Raw genomic sequence first — 12848 nt, 5'->3', positions numbered from 1 at the left:
TGAGTGACAAAGAGTCAGTCGGCACTGCGCTGCTCGCGCCAGATGCCCAGCTTTTGCTGAGTTACCCGGTCGGAGAAACTGAATAAAACAGCATCTTCGTGGGCCTGATGGACTACCGGGCACCAACTGGGTATCACGACAATGTCCTTGGGTTTCCAGTGGTAAGTAGTGTCGCCAATGGTAGTCGTCCCACTACCTTCAACGACGGTGAACACCGTGGCATCGGTCGAACGATAGCTAGTGGTCTTGAAGCCTTTGGGTAGCAGTTGCACGAAGGGAGAAATGGTGGGCATAGCTGAGCCACCGTCGAGTGGGTTGATGTAGCGCATCTTGAGACCGTGACATGGGTCCCACTCATCATGACGTCGCATTGCCTCGAGAGCTTCGCGGGTTCGCGTATAGGGATAGTTGAAAAGAGGGGAGCTTAGCCCCGTGCGCTCGAAATCGACGGGGAGCAAGTTGGCGCCATAGCGGGCCTGTGAATCGCCATTGGGCTTGGTGAGCGCTTGCGTATCTGCCCCCAGTCCTTCGGCAAAAGAAGCATCGAAGAACGAAAGCATTGGAATGTCGAGGCCATCCATCCAAATCATCGGAGCGTTCGACTCATTCCCGTGATCATGCCAAGCATTAGGCGGCGTGATCACGAAGTCACCCACTTCCATATACGTGCGCTCGCCGTCGACGGCGGTGCAGGCGCCGCTACCCTCCATCACGAAGCGCAACGCTGATTGGCTGTGACGATGGGCGGGTGCCACTTCGCCAGGCAGAACCAGCTGCAGTCCCGCATAGAGCGACGTGGTGATACGACTCTGGCCGCGCATTCCGGGGTTCTCTAGGATCAGCACTCGCCGTTCGGCCTCCTTGGCAGTGATCAGATTGCCGGCCTCCATCAGTAGCTCGCGAGCTGGGGCGAACTCCCAGCGATGCGGTTGGCATGCGCTCTTCGGTGTGGGCGTAATGAGATTGTTAAGTACGGTCCAAAGTGCGCTGAAGTTTTTATCGTTAAGCTTGGTATAAAACGCATCGCGCTCCGGTGATCTTTTTGGAGCTTCGGTGAGTGACATGACACACCTCCTTGCGGATTAGGGGTATCGCACCTGTTCTCGTCTTTTCGAGAGCTTTTTTGCGGTCCATGCCAGTGACGCTATAGAAAGGCTGTGACCAGTGCGGGATAAAAGATCGTCAGCAGAATCACTAAGCTGGCGGCGAGGATGAACGGTAAAATCCAAAATGTGATCCGTGCCAAGCTGACATCGCTTATTGCTGAGGCCACGAAAAGGCCGGCGCCGACGGGGGGCGTCAGCAGCCCCAAGGTCAGAGTCATACAGGTCACCACACCGAAGGCGACTGGATCGATGCCATAGCCCTGCTGAGCGACCGGTAGCAGGATCGGCACCAGAATGATCAGAGCGGCGATGCCGTCGAGGACCATTCCGACCACTATCAGCAAAGCGAAGACCATGAGCATGAAGAGCAGCGGGCTCTGGGTGGTGGTCTGCATCATTTCTGCAACCTGCTGAGGGACCTGGTTGAACACCAGTACCCAGCCGAAAGCCTTGGCTGCGGCGATCAGGAATAGCACGATGGCGGTATTGCGCGCTGTGCGTTGTAGCAAAGCGGGGAGACTGTCGAGCTTGAGCTCTCGGAATACCAGGCCTCCGAGCAGTACTGCAAGCAAGGTCGCCACCGCGGCTGACTCGGTAGGCGTGACGATGCCGAAAGCAATGCCGCCGACGATCACCAGCGGAATCGACAAAGTCAGTAGCGCGCCTCGTGTGGCTTGCCACTTGTCGATACGTGTCTGTTTTGGTGCGTTTGCCGATTTGGCGCGACGTGCGAAGAGAGCGATCAGGCCGCTAATGATCACGAATAGCGCCAGCCCGGGTAGGATACCGCCCAGAAACATCGCCCCGATCGAGACCTGGCCGATCACCCCGTAGATGATAAAGATCATCGAGGGGGGAATGATCGGTCCGAGAAGGCCGGAGCCAGCAGTCAGCGCTGCGGCGAAGCCCTTGTCGTAGCCATCCTTTTCCAGCTCCGGAGTCATCACGCGGCTCATGATTGCGATCTGGGCAGTAGCCGAGCCCATAATCGAGGCGAGCATCAGATTCGAGGTTAGCGATACATATGCGATGCTGTGCGGTAGCCACGAGAACCAGGCACGTGCTGCAAGAATGATGCGTCGGGTAATGCCGCCTTCATTCATGATCTCGCCGAGCAGGATGAACAACGGAATCGCTAGCAGATCGAAGACTTCCAGCGAGCCGAAAAGCACCTGGGGCAGGGTCTCGAGGGCACGGAAGTTACCGTCGAGCAGGATGAACGCCAAGGTGGTTGCCAGCAGAACGAAAGCGATGGGCATTCCCATCAGCATGAGCAGTATGAATATACCGAGCGTCATAGGTCAGTCCTCCTGCACGCCGAGAGCGAAGGCGTGGCGTGAGCGGTCGGTGAGGCGCGCGGTAATATGCAGTAGGGACGTAGCCGAGAACAGGGGAACGATCAGGTAAAAGACCCATTTATCCCATCCCAATGTAATCGCCATATCGAAGGTCACGGCCGGCGAGGTGACCCAGTCGAGAGAGTATTTGAGCAGCACCGCTAAGATGACCAGGCAGATTAGTTCGCTGATCCAGTAGCAGGCCGCACGCAGCGGGTCTGGCATTACGCCCGTGAGCATGGTCAGTCGCACATGACTGTCATGGTGGATGCCGATCGAGATGGCCATGAAGGCCATCCAAATCAGGATATATACACCTAGTTCTTCGGCGAAGAATAAAGGGCTGTTGAAGGCGTAGCGCAAAATCGCGTTGATAATCAGCAGTACGCCGAAGGCGACGATCAATGCGTTGCAGACCCATTGCTCGACGTACACAACGGTACGGCTGGCACGGGTGAGGAGATTTCCATGGTAAGTTGTCATGGCGTCACCTGCCTCGTGGTAATGGATAAGCGGCCACCGAGGCTCGTTTATTTCTCGGCATGCTGGTCGGCGACCTGCTGTTGGAATTGGCTGATCAGCGGCAGGACCGAGAACTTGTCGTCGAAGGCGGTATTGGCCTTGGCGAATTGCGCCTTGGCATCGTCGAGGTGGCGGACATCGATGTGTTGCTCGAGATAGTCGAGGTTGTCGGCTTCGGCGTCGACTTGAGCCTGATTGGCCCAGTTCAGCGCCTCGTGCATGGCATGGTTCACGACTTCGCGTTCGTTTTCACTCAGAGTGTCCCAAGTGGTGGAACTGACCATGGCAATCGCTGGGAAAGCCATATGGTTGGTCAGCGTGAGGTGCTGGGCCACTTCGTCAAAACCGGAGCCCACCAGGGCGTCGAGGTCAATGCCGACGCCATCGATCATTTTATTTTGCAGGCCTTGATAGACGTCTGGTAACTGGATGGGAGTGGGCACCGCACCCGTCGCGCGCCACCAGGTTTGCATCGCAGAGATGGGAATGATGCGAATTTTCTGATGGTCGAGGTCGTCGATCGAGGTGACGGCCTGGTCACGCATTAGAATGTGGCGCATGCCGGCGAAGGTATAGCCAAAAGCGTGTAGGCCTTTGTCCGATAGGTTGTCGAGCATTTGCTCGGCGGCGGGAGTTTGCGTGGCCTGGATGGCATCCTCGACATTATCGAACAGGAATGGCGTGAACCAACCGTTAACTGACGGCTCGCGTTGACTGGTGATAGCGGCGGTCATAATGCCCATGTCCAATAAGCCGGATTGCATCTGTGCAAACATCGCCGGCTCATCCCCGAGTTGACCGGCGGGAAATAGGGCCACACTCAAGTCGCCGTCGCTTTCCGATTCCACTCTCTCGGCGAATTCGTGAGCGGCCTTGGTCCAGACATGCTGGGGAGGCGTGATGATCCCTAGTTTCAGCTCCTTAGCCTCGCCAGGAACTGAGAAACTAAGAAGTGCGCTGCCGAGTGCGAGTGCGGCAAAGGTCAGGGGGCGTGCTGTCAGGGGATAGATTTTCATTGTCTTTGTCTCGTTGTTGTTGGGAACTGAGCTGTGACCCAAGGTGCATTGGGATATTGATCAGTATTATGACTATCAGTATTGTGCTCAATTATACAAAGGTGGCAGTTCGTAGCTGTGCCTATCGGTTGATAATGTCTCTAGTGTCTAGGTAGAGCGGAAACTCGTCTCAACGGGTTGATTGATCGAGCATAAAATTGGCGAAGAAGGCAGCGAGCTCGTCGTGGGCCTCTAATGGCAGCACCTGGGCGACGTGCTGGTCGGGTCGCACGACCACTAGGCAGCCTTGCTCGCGATCGATGCCGCGTATATCGAATATATCCTGGCCGCCTTTGAGATCCGCACAGAACACCTTCTCGTAGTCACGTAGGCCATAGCGGCCTTTTCGCGGCCAGAGAAAGCTTGGGAAGTTGTCTAGGGAGAGGTCACGAAAGCCTTGCTGGCAAACGGCGCGTAGGTCGAACACGGTGTCAATGTCCGCGCCGGTCGGAGTGTAGCGGCGGATCGGGCTGCCCGGAGACTTGGCGAGAAACTCGCAGAGTTGGGAGAGTGACGAATCGTGTGCCGTGGGGGTTTCAGCTCCAGCGAAGGCGAGTAATCGCCATCGCCCGTCGGCCTCTATCACGTGCCCCAAGTGCATGGGTTTGGCATCGGCTAGTCGCACCACTGGAGCGGAGTGGAAGCGCGTGCCGATTTCGAAGCCCTTGGCCAATGCCTGATGGGTCGGCTCGGCACAGATCAGCGATGGATAATACTGGATCGCCGTGCCGGCGGTGAAACGCCCTTGCTGGATGAAGTATTGCTGGAACTCCTTGGGATCCACGCCGTCACCCTGGTCCTCGGATGAGCCTTTGGGTGGGGCGCTGAACATCTTTGCGAATTTACGATCGAAATCGATCAATTCCTTGGCTACAGTCTGTCGTTCCGACGTATAAGTGTGCAGCAGCGCTGGCGTGGCCTGCCCCCGCAGCACCGAGGCCAGCTTCCAGCCCAAGTTGAAAGTGTCACGCATCGAGACGTTCATGCCCTGCCCGGCCTTGGGGCTGTGGGTATGGCAGGCATCGCCGGCGATAAATACATGCGGAAAGCGGCTTTCCATCTCCGATGTGGGCACGTCATCGAACTTGTCACACAGTCGTTGGCCGATCTCGTAGACTGACCACCAGGCGATCTCCTTCACATCCAACGTATAGGGGTGGAGGATGCGCCGGGCGCCGGCTACCAGCTGTTCGGCGGTAATCTGGCGGCTGGCGATCCGCTCGTCTTCCGTGAGCTTGTCGAGCTCAATGTAGAGCCGCACCAAATAGCCACCCTCCCGCGGGATGACCAAGATATTCCCCTCATTGGCGGAGTGGATAGCCGTTTTCATGCGGATATCCGGAAAGTCGGTGACCGCCAGCACGTCCATGACGCCCCAGGCTTGATTGGCGGAGTCGCCTTCCAGAGACCGGCCCAGCGACTTGCGTACAACGCTACGCGCCCCGTCACAGCCCACCACGTAGCGGGCACGCACGGTCTCGACCTCGCCGGCATGGGCCTTATCGGTGCGTTCAAGCGTTACAGTCACCGAGTGGTCGTCGGCTTCCAGGGTGGTTTCATCAGCCTTGGCCGGGTCGATCTCCACGTCGAGTAAGCGTCGCGCGTAGTTGGGCTCCAGACGGCTGGAGGAATTGCGCATCACCTCTAGATAGAAGTCGTGGACCCGGGCCTGGTTGAGCACCGTATGGGGAAATTCGGATAGATCATCCTCGGTATCCTGGACGCGGCCGTGGCGCACGATCTGCTGGCGGTTCGTCTCGCCGGGCTTCCAGAACACCGTCTCGTTGATCCAGCAAGCCTCCTTGAGCACCTTCTCGGCGAAGCCGAAAGCATTGAACATCTCCATGGTACGGCAGGCTATGCCGTCGGCCTGGCCGAGTTCTAGCGGCCCGTCCTTCTGCTCGATAATACGAGTGTTGATGTCGGGGAAAGCCGATAATTGGGCCGCGAGCGTCAGGCCAGCCGGGCCGCAGCCAACGATGAGTACATCGACTTCTTCTGGTAAGGCGTTGGTGTTGGCGGGCGTCCCAATGGGAGCGTGGCGGGCCGGGTCGCCGGTGTGGAAGCCATCGCGATGAAATTGCATAGGATTACCTTGTCAGTGCTGTCGAATTATCGTCACTGTGATGACAATCAGTATTGTGATCAATTCTGCCAAAGTCGTAGCTCGGGAGGGAGCGAGGGGGCAACCGGGGGCTTGCGAGTGCCTTGGCACGGTTCGTTATGTAACAAGCTCCACGGTTGCCTATCGACCTGTTTGGCATAGCTGGCGCAGAACAGATACCTACGTTACCGTACGTAAGATGTCGAGTGTGCGTCTGCGGTGCGGCGGGCGGCTTGCTCGATGGCCATGCAATGGAATTCAGGGAGTCGGAACTATGCAGTTAGGATATCGATACGTGGCGCTGGCCGTCGGACTGCCGCTGATAGCAGTGGCAGTGCCAAGCCAAGCACAGGACAGCAGCTGGCAGGGGAGCCTCGGTGCGGGGGCGATTTACGCGCCCGATTATCTGGGGAGCGACGATTACGAGACGTCCGCATGGCCATCGGTCGACCTGACCTATGGCGATAGCGTGTATATCAACGCGCGTGATGGCGTGGGCTGGAACGTCATCAACCGGGATGGTTGGCGGGTGTCGCCGTTTCTTGGTTACACCTTCGGACGCGATAACGACGATGACCTGAACCGCCTGGATGAGGTCGACGGCGGCGTCACGGCAGGGCTGCGGGCCGAGTACACCGAAGGCCATTGGTTATACAGCGCGGCGGTGGAAACGCCAGTGAGCGGAGACGTGGATGGCTACCATGCCAGCGCCAAGGCGCATTGGCGTTCGCGCCTGACCCAGCGGCTCTCCGTTTCGCTGGGTCCGAACATCGCCTATGGAAGCGACGCCTGGACCGAGGACATGTTCGGCATTTCCGCGCGGGAGAGTCGACGCTCGGGGCTGGATGCGTACTCGCCGAGCGAGGGCTATTTCCGCATCGGTGCCGATGCCAGCGCCAGTTATTATCTCACGCGGACGTGGTCCGTCACGGGCCTGGTCGGCGTGTCGCACCTGACCGGCGATGCCAAGGATAGTCCCATCGTCGACGAGGTCGGTGATGCGACCCAGGCCTACGTGGGCGGGTTCATCAACTACAACTTCTAACTTGGGCGTTGGTCGTGCGGACCGCTAATTAGACCAAAGTATAAAGACTAAGGTATAATGCTTGTGTATCCACCGACACAGGCACGTTATCCATGACGATTTCGACTGCGCGACCGACTCTGCTCAAGCGTTTTGGCAAGCATGCAGGCCGTGTGCTGGGAATGATGACCGAGAGCGCCTACCGCGGCTTTCAATCACGGACATCTACTCCTTATATCTAAGCCCTGATCTAAGGGAGCCGATCTAAGAGATATATAGCCGTGATATGGTCGGCCTAGCTGGTTTTGGAACATCGCGGACGCCGAACGACAAAGCGCCCCGCCCAATTATTTGGGCGGGGCGCTTGCGTTGGGGCGTTCACGGCATACTTACTCGGCGATATAGACCGTGCGCACGTTGAGGAAGGCGCCAAAGCCGTATTCGCTCTGCTCGCGACCGTAACCGCTTTCCTTGACGCCACCGAATGGCAGCTCGGCGAAGGGCGTGGTGGGCTGATTGACGAAGCTCATGCCGACTTCGAGCCGGCGTGCGACCTGCTCGGCGCGTTTCACGTCCTGGCCGACCACGGTACCGCCCAGGCCATAGCGGCAGTTGTTGGCCAGCTCGATGGCGTGCTCGGCGTCGTCGGCGACGATAACCGAGGCCACTGGGCCGAACAATTCCTCATCGAAAGCCGGATTGCCAGGCGCGACATTGGTCAGCACGGTTGGCGCATACCAGGCGCCGGGACGGTCGAGGACTTCACCACCGGTCTCAAGTTGTGCCCCTTGCTGGATCGCCCGCTGAACTTGGTCATGGAGATCGTCACGCAGATCCTTGCGCGACATGGGAGCGATTTCGGTATCGCCGTCCATGGGATCGCCGATGGTCAGTTTCTGCACACGATCAATGAGGCGCTCGGTAAAGCGCTCCAGCACCGGGCGTTCAACGATGAGGCGCTTGGAGGCCGCGCAGCTTTGCCCGGTGTTGTCGAAGCGGCCATTCACGGCCAGTTCCACGGCCTTGTCGACATCGGCGTCGTCGAGCACGATCAGCGGGTCGATGCCGCCGAGCTCAAGCACGCTAGGTTTGATGGCATCGCCGGCGATCTTGGCAACGCTGCGCCCAGCTTCATAGCTACCGGTGAGCGTGACGCCGCAGACGAGCGGATCGTGAATGATGCCTTCGACCTTGTCGGAACCGATCGGCAGCCAGGTGAAGGTACCTTCCTTGAAGCCCGCGTCGTGGAACAGCTTGGTGATGTATTTGGCACAGCCCGGCACGTTGGAGGCGTGCTTGAGCAGGCAGACATTACCGCCTGCCAGGTTGGGCGCGGCGAAGCGCACCACTTGATAAAGCGGATAGTTCCACGGCATCACGCCGAGCACGGCGCCCATCGGGTCGTGGACGATTTCGGCCTTCTGTGCGCCTTCCACCTGACGTGGCTGGGGCTTGAGAAGAGACTCCAGGTTATCGGCATAGAAGCGCACGATAGCCGAGGAAATCTGCGTTTCGTCGATTCCCTGATGAAAGGGCTTGCCCATTTCATGGGCAATAATCTCGGCAATTTCACGTTGATGCTGGTCGATCAAGTCGGCCAGTGCGGTGAGCCGGTGTCTGCGGTCGGCCACCGGCAGGTGACGGAATTCGGCATAGCCCTCGCGGGCTTGATTGAGCTTTTCGGCCAACTGGTCATCGTCGAGCATCTCGTGCTCGCCGAGTACTTGGTCGTTGGCGGGATTGACGGCGGTGAGGGTCTTGCGGCTCATATCATCCTCCTTAACGGGATCGTCGGCGACGAGTCTTCCCGAGGCAGCCTTCCTGCTTGCCTCACTACTCGTTCTGGCGATGCTGAAGGAGAGAATCAAGGGGGCGACTGGCCATTATCGCTTGGCCACCGATCCAGCCCGGATCGGGCCCGGCGGATGGCGACATGGCCGTCTGGGCCATGCCGCCAGGCAGGCCAGGCAGGTCAGTCGAGCAAAGTGTGAGCCGTGTCGATCACGTTTTCGACGGTGAATCCGAAGTGGCGGAACAAGTCCTCGGCCTTGCCCGATTCCCCGTAGCCGGTCATGCCGATCACACTGCCTCGAGGGCCGACGTATTTGTGCCAATAATCGGGATGCGAGGCTTCGATGGCGAGGCGACGTGTCACCGTAGGCGGCAGTACCGCCTCCTGATAGTCGGCATCTTGAGCATCGAATGCGCTGGCGCAGGGCATCGAAACGACGCGGACCTGACGCCCCTGGCCATTGAGCTGGGTGGCGGCTTCCATGGCCAGGCCCACTTCCGAGCCGGTGGCGATGAGAATCAGCTCGGGCGTGCCCTCGCAATCGCTGAGCACGTAGCCACCACGTTCGATAGCGGCGAGCTGTGCGACATCGCGTGCTTGCCCGGGAAGCCCTTGGCGCGAAAATACCAAAGCCGTGGGGCCGTCCTGACGTTTGAGCGCCGCCAGCCAAGCCACGCTGGTTTCGGTGGCGTCGCAGGGGCGCCACGTTGCCAAGTTCGGCGTGATGCGTAGCGCATTGAGTTGTTCGATGGGCTGGTGAGTCGGGCCGTCTTCGCCAAGCCCAATGGAGTCGTGGGTGTAGACGAAGATCACCTGGCGCCGCGCGATGGCGGCCATGCGCACGGCGTTGTGCATGTATTCCATGAACGTCAGGAAGGTGGCTCCATAGGGAATGAAGCCGCCGTGCATGCTGATGCCGTTCATGATGGCGCCCATGGCGAATTCACGAACGCCGTAATGCAGGTAGTTGCCGTCGGGTGCCTGGGCCGAGATGGCGCGTGCGCCCTCCCAGATCGTCAGATTCGATGGCGCGAGGTCGGCGCTGCCGCCCAGCAGTTCCGGCAGGCGTGGCCCCAGGTGGTTGAGCACACCGAGTGAGGCCTTGCGTGAGGCCAGCGTATCGCAGGCTTGCTGGGCGTCTTCGATCAGGGCGCTGCCGCCCAGGTCGCCCGGTAGCTCGCCACGCCAGCGGCGCTCGAGTTCTGCGGCAAGCTCGGGATAAGCCTCGGCGTAGCGCGCGAAGCGTTGGCGCCACTCGGCCTCGGCTTGCTGGCCGGCTGCGTCGGCGTTCCAGCCCGCGTAGATCTCGTCGGGCACGTGAAACGGTGGGTGCGACCACTCGAGGCGCTGGCGCGCGGCGGCGACTTCATCCTCGCCCAGGGCGGCACCATGACAGGCGCCGGTGCCCTGTTTGTTGGGCGCACCGAAGCCGATGACCGTCTTGCAGATGATCAAGGTGGGGCGTTGCGTGTCCCTCCTGGCGGCGACGATGGCGTCTTCGATGGCGGCGGGATCATGCCCGTCGACGTCAGCGATGACCTGCCAGCCGTAGGCCTCGAAGCGCTTGGCAGTGTCATCGGTGAACCAGCCCGCGACCTCCCCGTCGATGGAGATGCCGTTGTCGTCGTAGATGACGGTCAGCTTGCCGAGACCCTGCGTTCCTGCCAGCGAGCAGGCTTCGTGGCTGATGCCCTCCATCAGGCAACCATCGCCGACGAAGCACCAGGTGCGATGGTCGACGATGTCATGCCCTGGGCGATTGTACTGCGCGGCCAGAGTGCGTTCGGCGAGTGCCATGCCCACGGCATTGGCCAGCCCCTGACCCAGCGGGCCGGTGGTGGTTTCGACCCCAGGCGTATAGCCGAGCTCGGGATGCCCCGGCGTGCGCGAATGGAGCTGGCGGAACTGCTTGATGTCGTCGATGGCCAGGTCGTAACCGCTGAGGTGTAAAAGCGAATACAACAGCATCGAGCCATGCCCGTTGGAGAGCACGAAACGGTCGCGGTCGGGCCAGGTGGGATTACTGGGATTGTGCTTGAGATGGTCGTTCCACAGCACTTCGGCGATATCGGCCATGCCCATCGGCGCGCCGGGGTGGCCGGAATTGGCGGCCTGCACAGCATCCATCGAAAGGGCGCGAATGGCATTGGCTAGCGTGAAGCGAGAGGGCATCGGTGTCTCCTCCGTGAGCGATGATTCAGTTATCAAGCCGGTCGGCGATCAAATCCTCGAGACAGGCCTGGTCGTCGGCGAAGCGCCGGATGCCTTCGGCCAGCTTGTCGATGGCCATGGGGTCTTGGTTGTGCTGCCAGCGGAAGGCGCTTTCCCCGAGCGGATGGCCAGGTTGTGCCTCGGGATGCGTGAAGCGGACCTTGGCGTCGACATCACCTTCGCGCGCCTCGAGCGTTTCCAGCAAGGCGGGGGAGATCGTCAGTCGATGACAGCCGGCGAGGGCGAGGACTTGCTCTGGCGTACGGAAGCTGGCCCCCATGACGACGGTGTCGTAGCCGCCCTGGTCGGCGCGCTCGCAAACCTGGCGCACGAACCGCACACCAGGGTCTTCCTCTGGGGAGAACGTTTGATCGGTTTCTTTCTGATACCAGTCGGTGACACGCCCCACGAAGGGCGAAATCAGGAACACGCCAGCATCGAAGCAAGCCTGCGCCTGAGCGTCGCTGAACAGGAGGGTGAGGTTGCATTGAATGCCTTCGCGCTCGAGTACCTCGGCGGCACGGATGCCTTCCCAGGTCGACGCGAGCTTGATCAAGATCCGCTCACGGCCGATACCCAGCGCCTCGTAACGCTCCACCAACTCATGAGCCTTGCGGATACTGGCCTGGGTATCGAACGAGAGCTTGGCGGCGACCTCGGTGGAGACGCGTCCCGGAATGAGTTGGGCGACCTCGCTGCCGATGCCGACCGAGAGGCGGTCGACGATACGCTCCAAGTGGTCGGCGTCATGTGACTTCTCGTCACGCGCCTCTTCCAGGATCCGCTCGATCAGTGGCTGATAGCCGGGCAGCTCGAATGCCTTGAGGATCAAGGAAGGATTGGTGGTGGCATCGACGGGCCGATAACGTTCGATGGCGGCTGGGTCCCCGGTGTCGGCGACCACTTGCGACAGTGCCTTGAGTGAGTCGAGCTGTGAAACCATGGTTGCTCCGCCGCGGTATGCGGGCGTGAAGGCCCACGACGTGCCAGACGGCGTCGGGGGCTAAAAAATGGAGGGAAACCCAGTAAGCCGCCGCCAGTGCTCAGGCGGCGGCTTTTTCCAGGCGGCGTTCGGTGCTGTCGGCCAAGCGGGTCAGCAGCAGGCAGCACGACACCGCACCGGCATCCAGATGGCCGCGCGAGCGCTCGCCGAGGCGTGCCGCGCGTCCGATCTTGGCTTCCAGGTCGAGCGTCGAATCGCGACCGTCTTGGGCGCCGTTACGTAAGGCTTGCAGTGCGTGAGGAAAGTCGTCTCCGCCCTCGACGGCGTCACGGTAACGTTCGATGGCCGGCACCAGAGTGTCGAGAAGACACTTGTCGCCGACCTTGGCATCGCTGATCTGCTCGAGTGCTTCGCGCCCATCGGCCAACATGTCACCGAAATCCTTGGCGTCGAGGACGTTCTTGTCCTTGACCGACTTGGCCATGCCCATGAAGAGGCTGCCGTAAAGCGGCCCCATCGAACCGCCGATCGAGCCCATCAAGGTCGTGGCGAGCGTGCCCAGCGCCTTGGAAAGCGACAGCGATTGGCCGGCGACCGACTCCCCGCAAAGCCGAAACCCCTTGGCCATGTTGATGCCGTGATCGCCGTCGCCGATCGCGCCGTCGACGTCACTCAGGTATTGGCGGTTGTCGACGATGACCTCGACTAACTCCTCGAGAATGTCCCTGCCTTGAGTCGCGTCCAGAACTTGCAT

11 protein-coding genes are annotated in these 12848 nt (G+C 60.1%); 2 read left to right on the top strand and 9 right to left on the bottom strand.

Going from position 1 to position 12848, the window contains the following annotated elements:
- Nucleotides 1–14: 14 nt before the first annotated feature.
- The 5 genes from gtdA to SR908_RS06545 all read right to left on the bottom strand — a co-directional run bounded on the left by gtdA (nt 15) and on the right by SR908_RS06545 (nt 6106).
- Nucleotides 15–1064, bottom strand: coding sequence for a gentisate 1,2-dioxygenase (gene gtdA / locus SR908_RS06565; RefSeq protein ID WP_246923742.1), 1050 nt, complete (start codon nt 1062–1064; stop codon nt 15–17).
- An 80-nt stretch (nt 1065–1144) separates the two neighbouring features.
- Nucleotides 1145–2404: a TRAP transporter large permease gene (locus tag SR908_RS06560; protein ID WP_246923740.1), complete on the bottom strand. Its 1260-nt coding sequence runs from the start codon at nt 2402–2404 to the stop codon at nt 1145–1147.
- Nucleotides 2405–2407: 3 nt separating this feature from the next.
- Entirely contained in the window at nt 2408–2926 is a 519-nt protein-coding gene (locus tag SR908_RS06555) for a TRAP transporter small permease (protein ID WP_246923737.1), read from the bottom strand.
- A 47-nt stretch (nt 2927–2973) separates the two neighbouring features.
- Nucleotides 2974–3981 (bottom strand): TRAP transporter substrate-binding protein, encoded by a 1008-nt coding sequence (locus SR908_RS06550; RefSeq protein ID WP_246923735.1) that lies wholly within the window; start codon nt 3979–3981, stop codon nt 2974–2976.
- Nucleotides 3982–4150: 169 nt separating this feature from the next.
- The gene (locus tag SR908_RS06545) at nt 4151–6106 is read right to left on the bottom strand and encodes an FAD-binding monooxygenase (protein ID WP_246923732.1); all 1956 of its coding nucleotides are present in this window, start codon (nt 6104–6106) and stop codon (nt 4151–4153) included.
- 292 nt (nt 6107–6398) lie between these two features.
- Between SR908_RS06545 and SR908_RS06540 the strand changes: the two genes are divergently transcribed.
- On the top strand, nt 6399–7169 hold the full coding sequence (locus SR908_RS06540) for a MipA/OmpV family protein (protein ID WP_246923729.1): 771 nt from the start codon (nt 6399–6401) through the stop codon (nt 7167–7169).
- A gap of 92 nt (nt 7170–7261) precedes the next feature.
- A complete protein-coding gene (locus SR908_RS06535) occupies nt 7262–7390 on the top strand; it encodes a hypothetical protein (protein ID WP_281505106.1) in 129 nt (42 codons plus the stop codon).
- A 147-nt stretch (nt 7391–7537) separates the two neighbouring features.
- Here the strand turns inward: SR908_RS06535 and SR908_RS06530 are convergent, their stop codons facing one another.
- From SR908_RS06530 to dhaL, 4 genes are all read right to left on the bottom strand, one after another.
- Nucleotides 7538–8917 (bottom strand): NAD-dependent succinate-semialdehyde dehydrogenase, encoded by a 1380-nt coding sequence (locus SR908_RS06530; RefSeq protein ID WP_246923726.1) that lies wholly within the window; start codon nt 8915–8917, stop codon nt 7538–7540.
- 203 nt (nt 8918–9120) lie between these two features.
- Nucleotides 9121–11112, bottom strand: a complete 1992-nt coding sequence (tkt, locus tag SR908_RS06525; RefSeq protein ID WP_246923724.1) for a transketolase — start codon at nt 11110–11112, stop codon at nt 9121–9123.
- A gap of 25 nt (nt 11113–11137) precedes the next feature.
- Nucleotides 11138–12094 carry a transaldolase gene (gene tal / locus SR908_RS06520; protein ID WP_246923721.1) on the bottom strand — a complete coding sequence of 319 codons (957 nt, stop codon included), beginning with the start codon at nt 12092–12094 and terminating at the stop codon, nt 11138–11140.
- 100 nt (nt 12095–12194) lie between these two features.
- Nucleotides 12195–12848 (bottom strand): dihydroxyacetone kinase subunit DhaL, encoded by a 654-nt coding sequence (gene dhaL / locus SR908_RS06515; protein WP_246923718.1) that lies wholly within the window; start codon nt 12846–12848, stop codon nt 12195–12197.

The sequence above is a fragment of the Chromohalobacter canadensis genome (assembly GCF_034479555.1).
Classification (GTDB): domain Bacteria; phylum Pseudomonadota; class Gammaproteobacteria; order Pseudomonadales; family Halomonadaceae; genus Chromohalobacter; species Chromohalobacter canadensis.
This window is presented reverse-complemented; position numbering and strand designations above follow the sequence as displayed.

Coding starts and splice junctions, on each gene's coding strand:
- gtdA (WP_246923742.1), bottom strand. CDS start 1,064: ATGTCACTCACCGAAGCTCCAAAAAGATCACCGGAGCGCGATGCGTTT.
- SR908_RS06560 (WP_246923740.1), bottom strand. CDS start 2,404: ATGACGCTCGGTATATTCATACTGCTCATGCTGATGGGAATGCCCATC.
- SR908_RS06555 (WP_246923737.1), bottom strand. CDS start 2,926: ATGACAACTTACCATGGAAATCTCCTCACCCGTGCCAGCCGTACCGTT.
- SR908_RS06550 (WP_246923735.1), bottom strand. CDS start 3,981: ATGAAAATCTATCCCCTGACAGCACGCCCCCTGACCTTTGCCGCACTC.
- SR908_RS06545 (WP_246923732.1), bottom strand. CDS start 6,106: ATGCAATTTCATCGCGATGGCTTCCACACCGGCGACCCGGCCCGCCAC.
- SR908_RS06540 (WP_246923729.1), top strand. CDS start 6,399: ATGCAGTTAGGATATCGATACGTGGCGCTGGCCGTCGGACTGCCGCTG.
- SR908_RS06535 (WP_281505106.1), top strand. CDS start 7,262: ATGACGATTTCGACTGCGCGACCGACTCTGCTCAAGCGTTTTGGCAAG.
- SR908_RS06530 (WP_246923726.1), bottom strand. CDS start 8,917: ATGAGCCGCAAGACCCTCACCGCCGTCAATCCCGCCAACGACCAAGTA.
- tkt (WP_246923724.1), bottom strand. CDS start 11,112: ATGCCCTCTCGCTTCACGCTAGCCAATGCCATTCGCGCCCTTTCGATG.
- tal (WP_246923721.1), bottom strand. CDS start 12,094: ATGGTTTCACAGCTCGACTCACTCAAGGCACTGTCGCAAGTGGTCGCC.
- dhaL (WP_246923718.1), bottom strand. CDS start 12,848: ATGCAAGTTCTGGACGCGACTCAAGGCAGGGACATTCTCGAGGAGTTA.